General features: G+C 73.0%; 18 protein-coding genes. 14 read left to right on the top strand and 4 right to left on the bottom strand.

Annotated elements, in window-relative coordinates:
- Positions 1–95: 95 nt before the first annotated feature.
- The 8 genes from ABTX81_RS10550 (at position 96) to ABTX81_RS10515 (ending at position 11,338) form a co-directional block, all read left to right on the top strand.
- Complete coding sequence (locus ABTX81_RS10550) at positions 96–1,142, top strand: PstS family phosphate ABC transporter substrate-binding protein (RefSeq protein ID WP_350542934.1); 1,047 nt, start codon at positions 96–98, stop codon at positions 1,140–1,142.
- A gap of 128 nt (positions 1,143–1,270) precedes the next feature.
- Entirely contained in the window at positions 1,271–1,870 is a 600-nt protein-coding gene (locus ABTX81_RS10545; RefSeq protein WP_350542932.1) for a hypothetical protein, read from the top strand.
- 297 nt (positions 1,871–2,167) lie between these two features.
- Positions 2,168–4,852: a hypothetical protein gene (locus ABTX81_RS10540; RefSeq protein ID WP_350542930.1), complete on the top strand. Its 2,685-nt coding sequence runs from the start codon at positions 2,168–2,170 to the stop codon at positions 4,850–4,852.
- Positions 4,853–5,021: 169 nt separating this feature from the next.
- Positions 5,022–6,041: a phosphate ABC transporter permease subunit PstC gene (gene pstC / locus ABTX81_RS10535; protein ID WP_350542928.1), complete on the top strand. Its 1,020-nt coding sequence runs from the start codon at positions 5,022–5,024 to the stop codon at positions 6,039–6,041.
- A gap of 83 nt (positions 6,042–6,124) precedes the next feature.
- Positions 6,125–7,432, top strand: a complete 1,308-nt coding sequence (pstA, locus tag ABTX81_RS10530; protein WP_350542926.1) for a phosphate ABC transporter permease PstA — start codon at positions 6,125–6,127, stop codon at positions 7,430–7,432.
- A gap of 38 nt (positions 7,433–7,470) precedes the next feature.
- The gene (locus tag ABTX81_RS10525; RefSeq protein ID WP_350542923.1) at positions 7,471–9,411 is read left to right on the top strand and encodes a phosphate ABC transporter substrate-binding protein PstS; all 1,941 of its coding nucleotides are present in this window, start codon (positions 7,471–7,473) and stop codon (positions 9,409–9,411) included.
- Positions 9,408–10,346: a sortase gene (locus ABTX81_RS10520; RefSeq protein WP_350542921.1), complete on the top strand. Its 939-nt coding sequence runs from the start codon at positions 9,408–9,410 to the stop codon at positions 10,344–10,346. Before ABTX81_RS10525 ends, ABTX81_RS10520 begins: the two co-directional genes overlap by 4 nt.
- Before the next feature lie 215 nt (positions 10,347–10,561).
- Positions 10,562–11,338 (top strand): phosphate ABC transporter ATP-binding protein, encoded by a 777-nt coding sequence (locus ABTX81_RS10515; RefSeq protein ID WP_350543251.1) that lies wholly within the window; start codon positions 10,562–10,564, stop codon positions 11,336–11,338.
- Between the two features lie 59 nt (positions 11,339–11,397).
- Here ABTX81_RS10515 and ABTX81_RS10510 read toward each other — a convergent pair whose 3' ends face one another.
- The gene (locus tag ABTX81_RS10510) at positions 11,398–12,237 is read right to left on the bottom strand and encodes an HAD family hydrolase (protein WP_350542919.1); all 840 of its coding nucleotides are present in this window, start codon (positions 12,235–12,237) and stop codon (positions 11,398–11,400) included.
- A gap of 184 nt (positions 12,238–12,421) precedes the next feature.
- Here ABTX81_RS10510 and ABTX81_RS10505 point away from each other — a divergent pair, with 184 nt between their 5' ends.
- Positions 12,422–12,610 carry a hypothetical protein gene (locus ABTX81_RS10505; RefSeq protein ID WP_350542917.1) on the top strand — a complete coding sequence of 63 codons (189 nt, stop codon included), beginning with the start codon at positions 12,422–12,424 and terminating at the stop codon, positions 12,608–12,610.
- Between the two features lie 31 nt (positions 12,611–12,641).
- Here ABTX81_RS10505 and ABTX81_RS10500 read toward each other — a convergent pair whose 3' ends face one another.
- On the bottom strand, positions 12,642–13,031 hold the full coding sequence (locus ABTX81_RS10500; protein WP_350542915.1) for a hypothetical protein: 390 nt from the start codon (positions 13,029–13,031) through the stop codon (positions 12,642–12,644).
- A gap of 246 nt (positions 13,032–13,277) precedes the next feature.
- Between ABTX81_RS10500 and ABTX81_RS10495 the strand changes: the two genes are divergently transcribed.
- From ABTX81_RS10495 to ABTX81_RS10475, 5 genes are all read left to right on the top strand, one after another.
- Complete coding sequence (locus tag ABTX81_RS10495) at positions 13,278–14,165, top strand: LLM class flavin-dependent oxidoreductase (protein ID WP_350542913.1); 888 nt, start codon at positions 13,278–13,280, stop codon at positions 14,163–14,165.
- A gap of 157 nt (positions 14,166–14,322) precedes the next feature.
- Entirely contained in the window at positions 14,323–15,291 is a 969-nt protein-coding gene (locus ABTX81_RS10490; RefSeq protein WP_350542911.1) for an ABC transporter ATP-binding protein, read from the top strand.
- A complete protein-coding gene (locus tag ABTX81_RS10485; protein ID WP_350542909.1) occupies positions 15,275–16,189 on the top strand; it encodes an ABC transporter permease in 915 nt (304 codons plus the stop codon). The genes ABTX81_RS10490 and ABTX81_RS10485 overlap by 17 nt, the downstream gene beginning before the upstream one ends.
- Positions 16,190–16,198: 9 nt before the next feature.
- On the top strand, positions 16,199–17,116 hold the full coding sequence (locus ABTX81_RS10480) for an ABC transporter ATP-binding protein (RefSeq protein WP_350542907.1): 918 nt from the start codon (positions 16,199–16,201) through the stop codon (positions 17,114–17,116).
- A gap of 91 nt (positions 17,117–17,207) precedes the next feature.
- A complete protein-coding gene (locus tag ABTX81_RS10475) occupies positions 17,208–17,924 on the top strand; it encodes an ABC transporter permease (RefSeq protein WP_350542905.1) in 717 nt (238 codons plus the stop codon).
- Between the two features lie 51 nt (positions 17,925–17,975).
- Here the strand turns inward: ABTX81_RS10475 and ABTX81_RS10470 are convergent, their stop codons facing one another.
- Positions 17,976–19,241, bottom strand: coding sequence for a CynX/NimT family MFS transporter (locus ABTX81_RS10470; RefSeq protein WP_350542903.1), 1,266 nt, complete (start codon positions 19,239–19,241; stop codon positions 17,976–17,978).
- Positions 19,242–19,315: 74 nt separating this feature from the next.
- A complete protein-coding gene (locus ABTX81_RS10465; RefSeq protein WP_350542901.1) occupies positions 19,316–20,059 on the bottom strand; it encodes a FadR/GntR family transcriptional regulator in 744 nt (247 codons plus the stop codon).
- Between the last annotated feature and the right edge of the window lie 134 nt (positions 20,060–20,193).

Genomic DNA, 20,193 nt, shown 5'->3' with positions numbered 1-20,193 from the left:
CCAGTGGATCCCCCGGGTTCCGCCCGGCGCCCGCGGCGGCGTCGGCCGAGCCCGACCCGCTCGAACCTCGTTCGCGATCCCTAAGGACCACGACCATGCGCAAGGCCTTCGCCAGTGCTCTGGCGGGCACCGCCCTCGCCACCTCGCTCGTGCTGGGCGGCACGGGGACGGCCTCGGCCGACCCGTGGACGCCGGCGGCGACCGACATCGTCGGGGTGGGGACGCAGACCACCGCGCCGCTGCTCAGCCAGTTCTCGGCGGACTACAACGCCTTCCTGGCCGGCAAGGGGGACACCACGTCGCCGCGGCTGTACAGCTGGGACGCCACCGGGTCGGCGCAGATCGTCCCGAAGAGCGGCGCGGCGGCGATCTACCGCCCCGCCGACACCCGGGCGGGGATCGCGGCGCTCAACGGCAACACCAACACCACGGTCGACTTCGCCCGCGCCGACCGGGGGACCCTGTACGACGGTGACCTGCCGTCGGACTACTTCGTGGCCTTCGGCAAGGACGCGATCTCATGGGCGGCGAAGGCGGGAGGCCACGCGCCCGCGAACCTCACCACGGCCGACCTGAAGGACATCTACACCTGCGCCAAGACCACCTGGAGCGCGATCGACCCGTCGCTGCCCAACACGATCATCAAGCCGATGCTGCCCTCATCGGGCTCCGGTACCCGCGAGTTCTTCATGAAGACCGTCGGCGGGGGTGTGCTGCTCACGCCGGGCGCGTGCGTGGTCTCCGGCGTCGAGGCGAACCAGGGCACCGACCCGGTCCTGAACGACGATGACGTCATCGTCCCGTACTCGATCGGCCACTACATCGGCCAGGCGTACTTCGGCCGGGCGGCGGGTGCCGACGCCCAGGGGCCGCTGACCGTTCGCGACATCAACGGGTGGCCCGCCGTCGACACCGCCGCGAAGACCATCGGCGCGAGTTTCGCCCAGAGTGAGTACTTCACGGTTCTCTACAACGTGTTCCGACAGACGGACTGGCTCACCCCGTCCGCCCGCAGTGCCGAACTCCGCGCAGTCTTCGGGCCCAACGGCTGGATCTGCAAGGACCCCGCGGCCATCGCGGATCTCAAGAGCCATGGGTTCCGGCAGCTGACGAACGGCTGCGGCGTGTCCACGCACTTCTGATTCGCGGGCACAGAGATCTTCGGCCGCCGTCTCCCGCCGGGCAGTGCGGGGCGGCCGGCCGCAGGGGCGATCGTTTCCGGTCGCCCGTACCACCCAGCACGACCTTCACCTCTCCCAAGGAGCACAGCATGTCCCGTACCCGCGCCCGTCTCGCCGCCACCGGTGCCGCCGTCGTTCTCGCCGTGACCGGCATGAGCGGTGCGGCCGTCGCCGACACGGCCCCGGCGAGCACGCCGGCCACCGGCAGCGCGGTGGTTACCTCCAGCACCACCTTCCTGAGGGACCAGGCGCTCAACGGCATCGTCGTCATCCCGCTGCCGACCGCCGCCCCCTCCTACGACAGCACCACCGGCATCACCACCACCTTCCCGGTGACCGGTGGCAAGGCCAACCTGCCCAACTACGTCGGCGGCGTCGAGCTCGGCGGCGGCCTGCTCTTCGTCAACGTCTTCACCGGCAAGAGCGCCACCTTCCGGGGGCTCAAGTTCGACGCCGCCACCTGGACCGTGACCGGCGTGCCGGTGAACGGCACCACCACCGTCAAGCTGCTGGACCCGACCGGCGACGCCGACATCTCCCGGACCGGCACCACCCAGACCCTGGTGGCGCCCGACCTGCAGATCGACGCCGACGGTGCGCAGTACCTGGACACCAACCTCAAGACCGACTTCTTCAAGGCCGGCCAGTCCATCGGCTCCTTCAAGCTGACCTACACCCCGGCCGGCTGACACGTCCTCAGATAGGGCCGCACGTTCGACGGACCCGCGCCACGGCGCGGGTCCGCTCGCATGCGGAGTTCCCAACTCCGGTACAGAGTTGTCGCGTTGTGTTCTCGTACATCCGGTCGACCTGATCCGGCCATGTAGGGCTGGCCGAATAGTAGGCAACCGGAGCCGTCAGCCTGAGCGCGACCATTCCCTCGTGCCGCCCCCCGGGGCGGCTCGTTCATCCCGGAGGTGCCCGCCATGAGATTCCGCGTACCCGATCCGAGAGAGCGGGGGAGGTGGCGCCGACGGATACCGGCCATGGGGCTCGTGCTCTCCGTGGCGGCGGCGCTGGTCACGGTGCCGCTCGGTCTGGGCACGGTCACCGAGGCGCACGCCTCCTCCGCGGTGACGGTTCCCGGGCCGGTGATCTGGAATCCGGGGCCCAAGACCCACGGTCCGGGTGTCGGCAGCATCACCGTCTCCCAGACGGAGAGCCTGACGGACCAGGTCGTCCAGGTGTCCTGGAGCGGTTTCACCCCGAGCAAGACCAAGACCGGGGGAAATCCCGTCTTCGCGGAGGAGGGCGGCGACCGGGTCCTCTATGCCGTCCGGGTCTACCAGTGTCGGGGCGAGGACCCCAAGATCACTGACTGCTACGGCAGTTCGCTGTACAACGCCGACCCGGAGAAGGGGTTCGAGCAGCCCAGGCCGGCGCCGGGGACGACCACTCCGGACCTCCCGACCAACATGTCGCTCGCCGTGACCGGTCCGGACGGTTCGGGCAGCACGTCCATCGAGCTCCGCTCGGCGCGGATGAGCCCGTCGCTGGGCTGCGATGCCACGCACAAGTGCTCCCTCGTGGTCGAGGCCAACTACGGCGGCGACCCGGTGGACCTCTTCCAGGTGAACGACGGCATCCCCAACTGCGACAACCATGATGCGGACATCGCGGACGCTGACAACTCGGCTGCCTCGGATGCCGTCTTCACGCGGGCCGAGAACTGGCTGACCCTCGACGCCTCGGGTGAGCAGTGTGCCTGGGCGAACCGCATCAAGATCCCGCTGTCCTTCGCGGAGACCCCCAAGGACTGCAAGGAGGCCGCTCCCGATGTGATCGCCTCCGGCCTGGAGATGGCCGGCCGCGCGATGCAGCAGTGGATCACCGGCCTCTGCCTCGGCCAGTCCCCGCTGACCGTGCAGTGGGGTGCCTCGGGCGGTGAGCCGGCGGCCCGGGACTCCTTCCTGAACGGCAGCCGAGTGGACATGGGCCTCACCGCGCTGCCGGACCGCGGCACACCGACGCGGCCGTACGTGTACACGCCGCTCGCCACGACCGGTATCTCGATCGTGTACTGGGTGAACGACAAGAGCGGCCGGCAGATCCGGGACATGAAGCTCAATGCCCGGTTGGTGGCCAAGATGCTGACGCAGAGCTACCGGTCGAACAGCGGAGGTGATTTCAGGATGGCGTCGGTCGACGGCAACCCGACGTGCATCTTCAACGATCCGGAGTTCCTCCAGCTGAACCCGCTGCCGGCCGCGAGCGGACTGAGCTGGCCGACGTGTGCCAGCCCGGGTGATTCCCTCCCGGTCGTGCTGGGCACCGCCACCGATCTCACCACCCGGCTGACCTCGTGGATCGCGGGCGACCCCGAAGCTTCGCGGTTCCTGGAGGGTGAGCGCGACCCGTGGGGTACCCGGGTCAGCACCGAGTACCTGCGCCCGAAGTTCACGGGCTTTCCGGTCGACCAGCTCATCCGCCAGGACAACACCGGCTTCGTGCAGCAGCCCGGCAAGCCGGAACTGGCCGACCACGTCAAGCACTTCAAGCAGTACGAGTGGAACCCGCTCCAGACCAACCTGAGCAAGGTGCTGCGGGACTTCCAGGACGGCCAGCCGAGCGGGCTCCAGGCCGACCCCGAGACCAGCGGAGAGCACCGCCGACTGCCCAAGCAGCCGATCGGGGCGCGGACCATGTTCGCGATCATGGACTCCGGCCAGGCGAAGGCCTACTCCATCCCCGAGGCGCAGCTCCAGAACCCGGCCGGCGCCTTCGTCTCCCCGACGCTCAGCTCGTTCCAGGCCGCGGTGTCGGACATGCCGGTGGACCCGGCGACCGGGACGCAGCTGCTGCCCTACGGCGAGTCGAACAACCCCTACTCCGCCGACCAGCGGGCCTACCCGCTGACGGTCGTGCAGTACGCCATGGTGCCGACCGGCAAGGTGTCGGCGGACAAGGCCGCGGCGGTGTCGAAGTTCCTCAGGACCGTCACCGACACCGGCCAGATCTACGGCCCCGAGCCGGGCCGCCTCCCGGGGGGCTTCCTCGCGCTCGGCAAGGAGCAGCGGGCGCAGGCCCAGGCCGCGATCAAGCACGTCGAGGCGCAGGACGGCGCCTGGCCGGGCAACCAGAAGCCGCCGACGGAGCCGACCGAGCCCACCGAGCCGACCGGCGGACCGATCCCCGAGTCCGGCAGCGGCGGCGGTTCGTCCTCGGGCGGGACCGGCGCGGGCGGCACCTCCGGCGGGACCGGTTCGACCGGTCCCGACACCACCGGGCCGGTGAGCGACGGCACGACCGGCGCCACGACCGGCGGCTCGGACCTGTCGGGCGGCACGAGCGGCACGGGCGGGTCCGACGGCTTGTCCGGTGGCAGCGGTTCGAGCGGCCTCGGTTCCGGGAGCACCGGCTCCACCGGGTCCACCGGCACCACCGCGGGCGGCGCCGCCGCGGGTGGTGCGGCGCAGCCCGGCGCCAAGCCGACCGCGGGCGCGACCCCGGGGCAGACCGCGGGCCCGCTGGCTGCGGCCCCGGTGGCGGCCGGTTCGCCGTCGCCGGACCGGTCCGGCGGGGCGCGGCTGCTGCTGCCCATCGCGCTGATCGGCGGCGCGGTGCTGCTGGTCGGCGGTCCGGCGGCGCTCTTCCTGGGCGGCACTCCGGCCGGTGCGCGGGCGACCGCGGCCGCGCGCACCGGGTGGTCGCGGATCCGCCGGCGCCCCTGACGCGCCGACCGACCCGGTGAGGACTCGGCGGGGCCGCCGTTCCGGCCCCGCCGAGTCCCCTTCCCGGGGGCGGGTACCCCTGTCCCGGCGTTCCGCGCGCCGGGGCGGCGGCCCCCGTCCACCGAACCCTGTACCGAGCACTTCCCACCGAGCCGCCGGAGAGCAGACCATGACAGCCGCCGCCGAGCCCGCGGCACCCTACGCCGAGGCTCCACGCCAGCCCGATCCCGATGTACCCCGCACCATCACCGCCCCCGCCACCAACGGCGACCGGGTGTTCCGCGGCATGCTGCGGGCAGCCGGCCTCTCGGTCTTCGCGATCATGGGGCTGATCGCCTTCTTCCTGATCCTGCGCGGCACCCAGGCGTTGAAGGCGGTGGGCTTCTCCTTCTTCACCGAGCAGAAGTGGCAGACCCAGGCCCACAACTTCGGTATCGCCGCCGTCCTGCCGAACGGCATCCTGATCGCGCTGATCGCCCTGGTCATCGCCGTGCCGGTGGCGATCTCGACGGCGATCTTCATCTCCGAGTACGCGCCGGTGCGACTGCGCGCCGCGCTGATCTCGCTGGTCGACCTGATGGCGGCCATCCCCAGCATCGTCTACGGCCTGTGGGGGCTGTTCTTCCTCCAGCCGCGGATCATCGGCGTCTCCCGCTGGCTGACCAACCACGTCGGCGACACCATCCCGTTCCTCAAGGTGCGCACCGGTGACATCGGCACCTCCTACACCTCGTCGACCTTCATCGCGGGCGTGGTGGTCTCGCTGATGATCATCCCGATCATCACCTCGCTGAGCCGTGAGGTGTTCTCGCAGGCGCCGCAGGGCGAGCGCGAGGGCGCGTTCGCCCTGGGCTCCACCCGCTGGGGCATGGTGCGCACGGTGGTGCTGCCGTTCGGGCGCGGCGGTGTGATCGGCGCGGTGATGCTCGGCTTCGGGCGCGCGATGGGCGAGACCATCGCCGTCGCGCTGATCATCTCGCCGAGCTTCAAGCCGATGACGCACATCCTGGAGAACGGCGGCAACTCGATCTCCGCGCTGATCGCGCTGCGGTTCGGCGAGTCGGACGCGCTGTCGCTGTCCGCGCTGATGGCGGCCGGCCTGGTGCTGTTCGCCCTCACCCTGCTGGTCAACGTGGGCGCGGGCTTCGTGATCAACCGCTCCCGTTCCGGCGCGGCGACGGCGGACTGACCAATGGCCCACCAGAGAACCCGCCCCCGGGACCACCGGCCCCGCCCGCTGCCACCGCTTCGCCGCCGTGAAGGGACGCACCGATGACCACCCTCGACAAGGCGCCCACCGAGGCGCCCGCCCAGGACGCCCAGGACGCCCAGGACGCCCGGGACGCCCGGGACGCCCGGGCCGTCCCGGCGGACGCGCCCGGCTCCGCACCGGACCCGCAGGCCCCCGAGCGGAAGGTGAAGCTCGGCGGGGTCACCCGCGAGGACGTGTTCACGATCCTCGGCTCGTTCACCGGCTCGCTCGGACTCAACTGGGTGCTGTACGAGCGGGTGCTGCCGTTCAGCGGCGCGCTCGGCTTCCTGCTCTGCTGGTACCTGCTCTTCCTGACCGGTTACTTCGTCCTCGGTCGCCTCCAGTGGGGCGCGCTGATGGTCCGCGAGCGGCTGGTCTCGGTGGTCGCCTGGAGCGCCGGCCTGCTGGTGGTCGGACTGATCGCCGATCAGATCGGCTACGTCGCCTCGCGCGGCTACGACGCGGCCCAGCACGCGAACTTCTTCACCGAGTCGATGGAGAGGACCGCCTCGCTCTCCCCGATCACCTCCGGCGGCGCGCTGCACGCCGTCGTCGGCTCGCTCGAACAGCTCGGCCTGGCCACGCTGTTCGCGGTGCCGCTGGGCATCGCGGCGGCGGTCTTCATGTCCGAGATCGGCGGCCGGATGGCCCGTCCGGTGCGGACCCTGGTCGAGGCGATGACGGCGCTGCCGTCGATCGTCGCCGGCCTCTTCATCCTCGGCATCGTCATCCTCACCTTCGGCTTCGACAAGAGCGGCTTCGCGGCCTCCCTGGCGCTGACCGTGATGATGATGCCGATCGTCACCCGGGCCGCCGAGGTGGTCATCCGCCTGGTGCCCGGCACCCTGCGCGAGGCGTCCTACGCGCTCGGCGGCAGCCAGTGGCGGACGGTGTGGAACGTCGTCCTGCCGACCGCCCGGCGCGGCCTGGTGACGGCCGTGGTGCTGGGCATGGCCCGCGCGGTCGGCGAGACCTCGCCCGTGCTGCTCACCGCCGGCTTCACCTCGCGGATGAACGCCAACCCGTTCGAGGGCCAGCAGATCTCGCTGCCGCTCTACATCTGGAGCTACGTCAAGCTGCCCGTCGACGAGATGGTCGCCCGGGCCTTCGCCGCCGCGCTCACGCTGATGGCGGTCGTGCTGATCCTCTTCGTCACCGCCCGCATGCTCGGCGGGCGGGCCGCAGGGGAGCTGAGCGGGCGCCAGAAGCGCAAGCTCGCCCGGGCCGCGAGCACCGCCGCCCCGGCGCGTCGGGCCGAGCCCGCTCCCGGCCGCGCGATCCCCGTCGCCGCCTCCGCCCGGACGGCCGTCGCCACCGGGGAGCACTGATGTTCCGATCCTCCACCCTCCGCACCAGAGGAGTTCCCATGTCACGGGAGGCCGCACGCCATCCCCTGGCACGCCCGTTGGGCGCGCTGTTGTCCACCCTGCTCGCGGCCGGCTCGCTGCTGCTGGGGCAGGCCACCCCGGCCCACGCGGCCGTCGCGCTCACCGCCAGCGGCTCCAGCTGGGCGTTCCCGGCGATCGACCAGTGGCGTCAGGACGTCGGCCCGCAGGGCATCCAGATCGACTTCAACGCCGTCGGCTCGGCGGTCGGCCGCCAGGACTGGAACACCGGCCGCAACGACTTCAGCGCCTCCGACGTGCCGTTCCGCACCCAGGTCGACACCGGTGCGAGCGAAGCGGCCCAGCGGGCCGGCCAGGCGGGCGTCGAGAAGGTCAACTACGGCTACTCCTACGTGCCCATCACCGCGGGCGGCACCGCGCTGATGTACCACCTGACGGTCGGCGGCAAGCTGGTCCGCGACCTGCGGCTCTCGCCGCAGACCATCATGGACATCTTCACCAACAAGATCACCAACTGGAACGACCCGAAGATCACCGCGGACTACGGCAAGGCCCTGCCGAACATCCCGATCACCCCGGTCGTCCGCTCCGACGGCTCCGGCGCCACGGCCCAGTTCACCCGCTGGATGAGCCGCTCCTTCACCAACCAGTGGGACGAGTACTGCAAGTCCGTCAACCGCGTGAGCTGCGGTGAGTACACCGAGTTCTTCCCGCCGTCCGGCCGGATGACCGCGCAGAGCGGCTCCGACGTCGTCGCCGGCTACATCAAGGCCAGCTCCGGCGAGGGCACCATCGGCTACGACGAGTACGCCTTCGCCAAGCGCAGCAACTGGCCGGTCGTGAAGGTCCTCAACCCGGCCGGGTACTACACCCTGCCGACCGCCTCCAACGTGGCCGTCGCCCTGACCGCCGCCAAGATCCGCGGCGTCGACGACGACACCCGGCCGGACGACCCGAACTACCTCCAGCAGCAGCTGGACGGCGTCTACAGCAACCCCGACAAGCGCTCGTACCCGCTCTCCAGCTACAGCTACCTGATCGTCCCGCGCGCCAACTCCCTCCAGGCGCTGCCCAAGTTCACCAACGACAAGGGCGCGGCGCTCAGCCGGTTCCTGTCCTACGTGCTCTGCCAGGGGCAGGGCGAGGCCGACGATCTCGGCTACTCGCCGATCCCCCGCGGCCTGGTCCGCGGCGGACTGCTCCAGACCCAGCACATCCCCGGCAACGCCAGCACCATCGACCCCGACAGCCTGGCCGGCTGCGCCAACCCGACCCTCAACTCGGCGGGCAAGCTCGCCATCCTCGACAGCGCCCCGATGCCGAGCGACTGCGACGCCAAGGGCGCCCCGCTGGACTGCGGCAAGGGCGCCGGCGGCACCAGCGGCGGGACCGGCAACACCGGTGGCACCGGTGGCGGCGCGGCCGCGGGCGGCAGCGGGAACACCGGCGGCGCGGCGGCCGGCGGCGCCGGCGCGGCCGCGGCGGGCGGCACCGGCAAGGCCGGCACCGGCAACACCGGTGGTGCCGGCGGCACCAAGGCCCCCGGCTCCACCGGCGGCGGTACCGGCTCCACCGGCTCGACCGGTGGCGGCACCGGCGGCGGAACGGGCGGCGCGGGCACCGCGGGCGGCGGTGACGCCGCCACCGGCACCGGCGCGGGCGGCGACCCCAACGCCCCGGCGGCCGGCGCCGCCGACCCCGACGCGGGGACCGGCGAGGGCGACGGCCAGGCCGCCGAGGAGAACGTCGTCGACCCGCAGACCGGCCAGGTGGTCGCGCGCGGCCGTACCGGCGCCGGCAGCACCGAGGTCGCCGCGGACGTCGTCGAGGTCGCCGGTCGTCCGGAGGACTGGACCCTGAGCACGCTCACCGCGCTCGAACTGCTCGCCGTCGTCCTCGTGCCCCCGCTGCTCGGCCGCCGGCTGCTGCGCCGCCGTTCGCAGTCGGGCGGCCGGTCATGACGGCCCCCGCCCTGGAGAAGCCCGTCGGGCCGGCGCAGTCCGCGCCGGCCCCGGCGGCCGCGCCCACCCCGGCGCCGCAGCCGGCTCCGGCCGGGCCCGGCGCCGGTGGCCCCGGCCGTACGGCCAAGCGGGTCCGGTTCCTGCAGGCGGCCTGGGCGGTGAGCCTGCTGGCGGCGCTCACCGTGGGCTTCGTCGGCTACCTGTTCACCCTCTCGCACGTGCAGCAGAAGCACTTCCAGTCCACCTCCTACAAGTCCTTCCGGGACCAGCTCGCCAAGGCGACCGCGCCGACCGGCAAGGCCCCGGACGGCGCGCCCGTCGCGCTGCTGGACATCCCGGCGATCGGGTTGCACCAGGCGGTCGTGGTGGAGGGCACCACCGGCCGGGACCTCATGCGCGGCCCCGGCCACCGCCGGGACACCGCGCTGCCCGGGCAGACCGGGGTGGCGGTGCTGTTCGGCCGCGGGGCGACCTTCGGGGCGCCGTTCGCCGAGCTGACCAAGCTGCGGGTGGGCGACAAGATCGAGGCCACCACCGGGCAGGGCAAGTTCACCTACACCGTCAACGTGTACGGCGACGAGGACCACCCGATCGTGGACCCGGTCCGCAACCGCCTGGTGCTGGTGACCAGCGACTCCGACTGGATCGCGAGCTCGACGGTGCTGATCGGCGCCCGGCTGGACGGCGCCCCGGTGGCGAACCCCGGCGGGCGTCCCGCCACCGTGCCGTACGACAAGGCGCTGGCCGCCGACAAGGGCGCGCTGGCCACGCTGCAGCTGTGGTCGCTGGGCCTGCTCGGCGCGGTGGTCGCCGCCGTCGTGCTGGCCCGGTACTGGCACCGCTCGGCCGCCTACCTCAGCCTCGCGCCGGTGATCGGCGCGCTGCTCTGGGCGGTCTACGAGAACGCCGCCGCCCTGCTGCCCAACCTCTACTGAAGCGCGCCCGGAGGACCGTACCGATGACGGATGCACCGATGACCGACCTGCCGCCCGACCGGGCCCCGGGGCCGGACGAGACCACGATGACGCTGCCGGCCGTCCCGCCGGCCGACTACGCCGAGCACCCCGAGTACCCGGAGCACGGCGGGCACGACGGGCAGCACCTGCTGTACCCGCAGGACGCGCACTACGAGGACTACGGCCAGGAGCCCGTGCTGGCCGGACTGGAGACCCGGGACGTCTCCGCCTGGTTCGGCTCCCGCAAGGTGCTGGAGCGGGTCTCGCTCGCCATGCCCGCCGGTGAGGTGACCGCCCTGATCGGCCCGTCCGGCTGCGGCAAGTCCACCTACCTGCGGATCCTCAACCGGATGCACGAGATGGTCCGCGGCGCCGCGCTCTCCGGCGAGGTGCTGCTGGACGGCGACGACGTCTACCGCCCCGGCCGGCGCCCCGCCGAGGTGCGCCGCCGGATCGGCATGGTGTTCCAGCGGCCCAACCCGTTCCCGGCGATGTCCATCAAGGACAACGTCTCCAGCGGGCTCAAGCTCGCCGGCATCAAGGTCTCCAAGGACGAGCGCGAGCACCTGGTGGAGACCAGCCTGCGCCAGGCCGGCCTCTGGGACGAGGTGGCGAGCCGGCTGGACGCCCCCGGCGGCTCGCTCTCCGGCGGCCAGCAGCAGCGCCTGTGCATCGCGCGGTCGCTGGCCGTCACGCCGGACATCCTGCTGATGGACGAGCCCTGCTCGGCGCTCGACCCGACCTCGACCCGCCGGGTCGAGGAGACCATCGCCGAGCTGCGCGGCCGGCTCACCATCGTGATCGTGACCCACAACATGCAGCAGGCCCAGCGCGTGTCGCAGAGCTGCGCGTTCTTCCTGGCCACCCACGACACCCCCGGCCGGATCGTCGAGGCCGGGCCGACCGAGCAGGTCTTCCACAGCCCGCGCGACCAGCGGACCTCCGACTACGTCAACGGCCGCTTCGGATAACCGCTCCGGATGACCCGTGCCGGACAGCCCGCTCCGGACAACCGTTTCGCCCGCTCGGATCACTCGCCGCGGTGCCGGAGGATCTCCTCCAGCACCGCGGCGACGCCGTCCTGCTCATTGCTCACCGTGTGCAGCGGCACCGCCGCCAGCACCTGCGGATGGGCGTTCGCGACGGCGTACGCGGTGCCGGCCCAGGCCAGCATCTCCAGGTCGTTCGGCATGTCGCCGAAGGCCACCACCTCGCTCCGGTCGATCCCCCGCCCGGCGCACCAACGGGCCAGCGTGCTGGCCTTGGTGACGCCGGGCGCGCTGATCTCCAGCAGCGGTATCGGCGCCGAGCGGGTGATCTCGGCGAGCTCCCCGGCGGCCTCCCGGGCCTCGCCGAGCAGCTTGTCCGGGTCCAGGTCCGGGTGCTTGGCGAGCAGCTTGTACAGCCCGCTCACCGGGCCGCCCGGGCCGAGCAGCTCCTCGGCCGGGCCGACCGGGTGGTTCTCGTCCTGCCCCCACATCCGCACCTCGTAGCCGGGCTCGCGGGCGAACCCGGCCGGGTACTCGAAGGCGAACGCGGTGCCCGGCAGCTTGGCCCGCAGCCGCGCCACCACCGCGAGCGCGTCCTCCGCCGCCAGCGGGAACGACTCCAGCAGCGCGCCGCGCCGCACGTCCACCACGGCGCCGCCGTTCGAGCAGATCGCCACCCCGTGGCCGCCGATGTGCGCGCTCACCTGCTGCATCCAGCGCGGCGGGCGGCCGGTCACGAACACCACCTGGATCCCGGCCGCCTCGGCGGCGGCCAGGGCGGCGGCGGTGCGCTCGCTGACGGTACCGCCGGAGCAGAGCAGGGTGCCGTCCAGGTCGGTGGCGATCAGCCGGGTCGGGGGAGCGGTGCGCGGTGTGGTCACCGCTCCATCTTCGCCCACCGCCGACGCTCTCCCCCACTCCCCCGTCCCGGCCCCGGCGCCGCGATCACCGCGACGCGTTTCGGCCCCCGCTGCGCCAGTTCCGGCCGATCCGCCCGCCTCCCGGGTGTCCCACCGTCCGTGACCGGGCAGAACTCCCTCGGCCACCCCGTCGGCAGGAAGAGCCATGCGAACTCGCCAGGTCCCAGACGAGATCGAGACCGAGCCCGCGCCCCTCCCCGCGGAGGAGGCCCCACCGCCGTCCCGTGAGCCGGTCCTGATCGGCGACATCCTCTTCGAGACCCTCGCCGACCTGGCCCGCCGCACCGCCCCCGCCCACCCGCTGCGCCTCCCCGCCCAGCGCCCCCACCCCTGACCCCGCCCGTCGCGCGCACGCGGGGCGCCGTTCAGGGGCGCAGGCGCTTCAGCGCCGCGGTCACGAGGCCTTCGACCGATGCCGGCGCGTCGGTGGGCCGGCCGGTGAGCTCGACGACGGCGACCCTGGTGCCGCTGCGCAGGACCGCGACCCCGCCGGCGACGGCGCCGTCGCCGTTGTGGGCCGAGTACCAGCGGGCGGTGCCGCCGGCGGTGGTCAGGGTGTGGGCCGGGCCGTAGTACCAGTGGCCGGCGGGCTCGTCCCGGCACGCCTGGACGAGCGCGACGAGTTGCTGCTCCCAGGTGGCGGCCTCGGCCCCGGAGGGGGCGCTCGCGGCCGACTCGATCAGCATGCCGGCGGTGTCGAGGGTCCGGTTCACGGACGCGTACGCGGTGGCCCCGCCCTTGGTCAGGCCACGCATCGTCTCCTCGCCGGAGCACGCGGACAGCCCCTGGCGTCCGGCCCCCGACCCGCTGTTTCACAGCTGTGACAGAGCGGTCCTGACGACGCTGTCCATCGCGGCCGTCCCCAGGCAGGCAGCGACGTCCAGCATCCCGTAGTGGCTGCCGCTGCGCAGCACGGTCCGCCCCCGGCGGTCGCGGCCCCCGGCGGCGCCTCGCCGCGTCAGAGGGCGCCGGCCGCCGACGGCTGCCGTAGGGTCGGCGGCATGCGACTGAGCACGGTGATCCTCCCCATCCACCGGTGGGGCGAGGGGCAGAAGATCTGGCGGCGGGCCGAGGACCTCGGCTTCCACGCCGCGTACACCTATGACCACCTGAGCTGGCGGAGCTTCCGGGAGGAGACCTGGTTCGGGGCGGTGCCGACGCTGACGGCGGCGGCCACCGCGACCGAGCGCCTGCGCCTCGGGACGCTGGTGACCTCGCCGAACTTCCGGCACCCGGTGACGCTGGCGAAGGACCTGATCACGCTCGACGACGTGTCGGGCGGGCGGCTGACGGTGGGGATCGGGGCCGGCGGGGCGGGGTTCGACGCGACGGCGATGGGGCAGGAGGCGTGGTCGCCGAAGGAGCGGGCGGACCGCTTCGGGGAGTTCCTGCCGCTGCTGGACGAACTGCTGACCAACGACGCCACGACGCGCGAGGGCACGTACTACTCGGCCGTCGAGGCGCGGAACATCCCGGGCTGCGTGCAGACCCCGCGGGTGCCGTTCTACGTCGCGGCCGCCGGGCCGCGCGGGATGCGGCTGGCGGCGGAGTACGGCCAGGGCTGGGTGACGTACGGGGACCCGAAGGCGCCGGCGGACGTGCCGGTGGAGCAGGCGCCTGCGGTCGTCGCGACGCAGATCGAGAAGCTGACGGCGGCCTGCGAGCAGCGGGGCAGGGACGTCGCGACGCTGGAGAAGATGCTGCTCCAGGGCTCGACGGCGGAGCGGCCGCTGGAGTCGCTGGACGCCTTCGTCGACTGGGCCGGCACCTACCGGGAGCTGGGCATCACCGAGCTGGTGATCCACTGGCCGGTCCCCGGCTCGATCTTCGAGAACGACCTGGCGGTCTTCGAGCGGATCGCCACCGAGGGCCTCGCCCAGCTGAGTTGACGCCGGCCCGGGGGGCGGCGCGCGGCGGCCGCCGTCCCCCGGGAAGGGCGCGGCGATCCCCTAGGGGACGGGCGGGGCGCCGTCATACCGGAGCAGCAGGCGGGGTCCTCATCGCAGCTCATGACCGGGCGCGGGGAAGGGCACTACCTTGGGGCCCGTGTCCACTGTCATCAAGACGGACGGCCTCACCAAGAGGTTCCCCCGGGTGACCGCCCTCGATCAGCTGACCGTTGAGGTCGAGCCCGGGGTGGTCGGTCTGGTGGGGGCGAACGGGGCGGGCAAGTCCACACTCATCAAGATCCTGCTGGGGCTGGCCCCGGCGACCTCCGGGACCGGGCGGGTGCTCGGGCTGGACATCGCCACCCAGGGGTCGGAGATCCGCGAGCGGGTCGGCTACATGCCGGAGCACGACTGCCTGCCGCCGGACGTCTCGGCCACCGAGTTCGTGGTGCACATGGCGCGGATGGCCGGGCTGCCGGCTGCCGCGGCGCGCGAGCGGACGGCGGACACCCTGCGGCACGTCGGGCTGTACGAGGAGCGCTACCGCCCGATGGGCGGCTACTCGACCGGCATGAAGCAGCGGGTGAAGCTGGCGCAGGCGCTGGTGCACGACCCGAAGCTGGTGCTGCTGGACGAGCCCACCAACGGGCTGGACCCGGTCGGCCGCGACGACATGCTGGCGCTGATCCGCCGGGTGTACACCGACTTCGGCATCTCGGTGCTGGTCACCACCCACCTGCTGGGCGAGCTGGAGCGCACCTGTGACCACCTGGTGGTCATCGACGGCGGCAAGCTGCTGCGCTCCTCGTCCACCGCGTCTTTCACCGGCACGACGGCCACCCTGGCGGTCGAGGTGACGGACCACCCGGAGGACCACGCCCTGGACGCGAGCGCCGCGGTGCGCGAGCGGCTGGCGGCGAAGGGGCTCTCGGTGGAGGCGGAGGGCGCGCGGATCCTGCTGGTCCGGCTGGCCGGTGACGACACCTACGACACGATCCGGGACGCGGTCGCGGACCTCGGGCTCGGGCTGGTCCGGCTGGAGGAGCGGCGCCACCGGGTCGCGGAACTGTTCACCCAGGGGACGACGGAGAACGAGGGGGTTACCGCAGATGTCGCTGCCTCCTGAGTTCCGGCCGGCCGACACCGGCGTCATCCACGACATCGGCTACCGCGGCTACACCGGCCCCCGGCTCGGCCGGGCGTACGCCGCGCGCTCGCTGTTCACCCAGAGCCTGCGCGCCGCGTACGGCCTGGGACGGTCCGGCAAGTCCAAGGTGCTGCCGATGATCGTGCTGGGCGTGGCCACCGTGCCGGCCCTGATCATCGTGGCGGTCGCGGTGATGACCGGGTCCGACAAGCTCCCGGTGGACTACGCGCAGTACCTGAGCTCGATCGGGCTGGTGGTCTCGATCTTCCTCGCCTCGCAGGCGCCGGTGCTGTTCTCCCGGGACCTGCGCCACCACACCGTGCCGCTGTACTTCTCCCGCCCGATCACCCGCGCCGACTACGTCCGGGCCAAGTTCGGGGCGATGGCCTGTGCGCAGCTGCTGCTGATGACCGCGCCGCTGGTGGTGCTGTACGTCGGCTCGCTGCTGGTCAAGCTGGACTTCGGCGACCAGACCGAGCACTTCTGCTACGGCCTGGTGGCCGCGGTGCTCTACGCGCTGGTGCCGACCTCGGTCGCGGTGGTGATCGCCGCCGCCACGCCGCGGCGCGGCTTCGGGGTGGCCGCGATCATGGGCTACCTCGCGGTCACCACCACCGTGGTCGGGGTCGTCATCGGGATGAGCACGACCACCATCGGCTTCGACGAGAACCTCCCGGACTCCGCCCAGTGGGCGGTGCTGCTGTCGCCCGGCGGGCTGGTGGAGAGCCTGGTCAACGAGCTGTTCGACCTCGGCGGCACCGGCGCCACGCGGACGCACGCGCCGGGCGGGCTCGGCCTGCTGGTGTTCACCGCCGTCGCCGCCGCGATGGTGGCCGGCTCCTACCGGCTGCTGCTGCGCCGCTACCGCAACGTTTGAGAGGGCGTCATGGCCACCATCACCATCGACAAGGTCTCCCGCTGGTTCGGGAACGTGGTCGCCGTCAATGACGTCAGCATGGCGATCGGCCCCGGCATCACCGGCCTGCTGGGGCCGAACGGGGCGGGGAAGTCGACCCTCATCCACATGATGAGCGGCTTCCTGGCACCGTCCACCGGGGCGGTGACCCTGGACGGCGCACCGATCTGGCGCAACCAGCAGGTGTACCGGCAGATCGGCCTGGTCCCGGAGCGGGAGTCGATGTACGACTACCTGACCGGCTGGGAGTTCGTCCTCGCCAACGCCGAACTGCACGGCCTGCCGCACCCGGGCGCCGCCGCCCGCAAGGCGCTCGCCCTGGTCGAGATGGAGTACGCCCAGGAACGGCGGACCGGCACCTACTCCAAGGGCATGAAGCAGCGGGTCAAGATGGCCTCGGCGCTGGTCCACGACCCGGCCGTGCTGCTGCTGGACGAGCCGTTCAACGGCATGGACCCCCGCCAGCGGCTCCAGTTGATGGACCTGCTGCGGCGGTTCGGCGCGGACGGCCGGACGGTGCTGTTCTCCTCGCACATCCTGGAGGAGGTCGAGCAGCTGGCCCGGCACATCGAGGTCGTGGTGGCCGGACGGCACGCCGCCTCCGGCGACTTCCGGAAGATCCGCCGGCTGATGACCGACCGCCCGCACCGCTACCTGGTCCGCTCCAGCGACGACCGGCGGCTCGCGGCGGCGCTGATCGCCGACCCGTCGACGTCCGGCATCGAGCTGGACCGGCAGGAGGGCGCGCTGCGCATCCAGGCGGTGAACTTCCAGGGGTTCACCACGCTGCTGCCGAAGGTCGCCCAGCGGGCCGGCATCCGGCTGTACACCGTGGCACCGGCGGACGAGTCGCTGGAGAGCGTGTTCTCCTACCTCGTCTCCGCCTAGCGACGCCCGGCGGACGCACCGCGACGCCCGGCGAGCGCACCGCCTTGCCGACCGGCACCCACCACCAGGACCTCAGGAAGGCCGACCCACCATGAACCCGACCGTCGCCAGGCTGACGCTGCGCGGCCTGCTCGGCCGCCGCCGCGGCTTGCTGCTGCTGGTGGTCCCCGTCCTGCTGCTGGTCGTCTCGGCGATCGCCGCCGGGTCCAGCGGCGACAAGCACGACCTCGTCGTGAACGTCCTCGGCAAGCTCGGCCTCGGCACCCTGCTGCCGATCCTCGGCCTGGTCGTCGGCACCGGCGCCATCGCCACCGAGATCGACGACGGCTCGATCGTCTACCTGCTGGCCAAGCCGCTGCCGCGGTGGAAGATCATCACCACCAAGCTGGCGGTCGCGATCGGCACCACCTGGGTCTTCGCGGCGGTGCCGATGCTGATCGCCGGGCTGCTGCTGTACGGGACGCAGGAGGGCCTGGCGCTCGGCTACACGGCCGCCGCGCTGGTCTCCGGGGCCGCGTACAGCGCGCTGTTCCTGCTGCTCGGCGTGGTGACCCGGCACGCGGTGGTGGCCGGGCTGGCGTACGCGCTGGTGTGGGAGTCGCTGGTCGGCAACTTCGTCGAGGGTGCCCGGACGCTCAGCGTCCAGCAGTGGGGGCTGGCGGTGGCCGAGTCGGTGGCCACCGAGGGCTCGGTCACCTCGGCGGTCTCGCTCGGCGCGGCCGTGCCGCTGCTGCTGGTGGTCGCCGTGGCGGCGACCGCGCTGGCCTCGGTGCGGCTGGCCGGGCTCACCCTGGCCTCGGACGAGTAGCCGGACGGGCGGGGCGCGTCCCTGCGGACGGCGCGGACGGCGCGGACGGCGTCAGAGCGTCCGGTTGCGCCCGGCGCCCCAGCCCGCGGCGGCGACCACGACGGCCAGCACCAGCATCAGCGCCAGCGGCGTGGTCCAGTCGCCGGTCAGCTGGTGCAGGGCGCCGGCGCCGACCGGGCCGGCCGCCGCGACCAGATAGCCGATCGCCTGCGACATGCCGCCCAGCTGGGCGGCGCCGGCGACGCTGTCGGTGCGCAGCACGATGAAGGCGAGCCCCAGGCCGAGCGAACCGCCCTGGGCGACGCCCAGGATGGTGGCCGACACCCAGGCGCCGGGCACCGGGGCGATCAGCAGGACGGCGATGCCGAGCCCGTTGAGCGCGGCCATCGAGACGGCGAGCGCCCGCTGGCGGGTCATCCGGCCGGCGAACAGCGGCACCAGGAAGGCGCCGGCCACCTGCACCAGGTTGGAGAAGGCGAAGACCAGGCCGGCCTCGCCGCGGTCCATGCCGTGGTCGGCCAGGATGGTCGGCATCCAGGCGACCAGGGTGTAGACCAGCAGCGACGAGATGCCCATGAACAGGCTGATCTGCCAGGCCAGCGGCGAGCGCCAGATGCCCTCGATCGGGCGGGCGGAGGCGGCGGCCGAGGCGGCCGAGGCGGCCGGGACGGCGGCACCGCCGGCGGCCCGCGCCCGCAGCACCTGCGGCAGCCAGGCCACCGTGGCGACCAGCGCCAGCACCGACCAGGAGCCGAGCGAGGCCTGCCAGCCGCCGCCGAGCGCGTGCTCCAGCGGCACCGAGAGACCGGCCGCCATCGTCGCGCCGACCAGCATGGTGGTCGAGTAGACCCCGGTCATCGCCGCGGCCCGGCCCGGGAACTCACGCTTGACCAGGCCCGGCATCGAGACGTTCAGCACGGCGATCGCGACGCCGATCACCACGCACCCGGCGTACAGCGCCGCCACCGACGGCAGCACCCGCAGCAGCACGCCCGCGCCGAGCACCAGCACCGCGCCCAGCACCACCCGCTCGGTGCCGAACCGCCGGGTCAGCCGGGGGGTGAGCGGGGCGCCGATGCCCTGGAAGAGCACCGGCACGGTGGTGATCAGCCCGCTCGCGGTGGCGGAGAGCCCGAAGGTGTGCTGGATCTCGGCCACCATCGGCGACACCGCCGCCAGGCAGGCGCGCATGTTCAGGGCGACCAGCACGATGCCGGTCAGCAGCAGCGCGGGGTGGGCCAGCCGGTCGCGGACGGGGAGCGGGGCGGAGCCGGCGGTGGTGGTGGCGACCGGCTGCTGGGCACGGGTGACGGCCATGGGTGGTGCTGCTTTCGTGGTTCAAGGCGTGCGGAAGGACGCCGGGGAAGCGGGGAACGGGGGCCTCGGCCCGTTCACTTCCGGGCGGCGATGGCGGCGAGGAGCTGCTCGACGGCGGCGGTCGGCTCGGCGAGCAGCGCGCGACACGCCTGCTCGGCCCGCTCCGGGTCGCCGCTCTCGATCGCGTCGACGAGCGCCCGGTGGGTCGCCATGACCACCTCGGGCATCTCGTGGTCGCCGAACGCCGCCCGCATCGCCTCGCGCACCGAGGCGCCGAAGTAGCGGTACACCTCGGTCAGTGCCGGGTTGTGCGCGGCCTCGACGACGGCGGTGTGGAACTCCAGGTCGTGCTCGACGGTCGCCTCGCGGCCGGCCCGCTCGGGGTGCGCCGCGAAGACCTCGGCCTCGCGGGCCAGCGCGGCCCGCATCCGCCGGATGTCCTCGGGGGTGTGCCGCAGTGCCGCCAGCCGGGCGGCCTCGGCCTCCAGCGCGGCGCGGACCTCCAGCACGTCCCGGACCCCGGAGCGCTGCACGCCGCGCAGCACGGCGGCCGGGTCGCTGGTGGAGCGCACGAAGGTGCCCTCGCCCTGCCGGGAGACCAGCATGCCCGCGTGCACCAGCACCCGGATCGCCTCGCGCACGGTGTTGCGCCCGATGCCGAGGCGCTCGGCGAGCTCGTGCTCGGTGGGGATCCGCGAGCCGACCGGCCAGACGCCGGCGCTCAGCTGCTCCCGCAGCTGCTCGATCGCGGTGTCGACGAGGGAGCGCCGTCCGGCGGTCTGCAGCGTGTCGTGGCTGCTGTGCGCGCTGCTGCTCATGGCGGGCTCTCCTCCCGGGTGCGGGCCGCGTCATCGGGCCGCGCGGGTGGGCCGCGCGGCGTCGGTCGTCGGTCATCCTACAACTGCTTGTCCGGTCATCCTACAACTGGGAATGAACGGCGCGGGAACCGTCC

The organism is Kitasatospora sp. NPDC097605 (genome assembly GCF_040302725.1).
Taxonomy (GTDB): domain Bacteria; phylum Actinomycetota; class Actinomycetes; order Streptomycetales; family Streptomycetaceae; genus Kitasatospora.
Note: the sequence above shows the minus strand (reverse complement) of the source record. Positions and strands in the feature narration are given on the sequence as shown.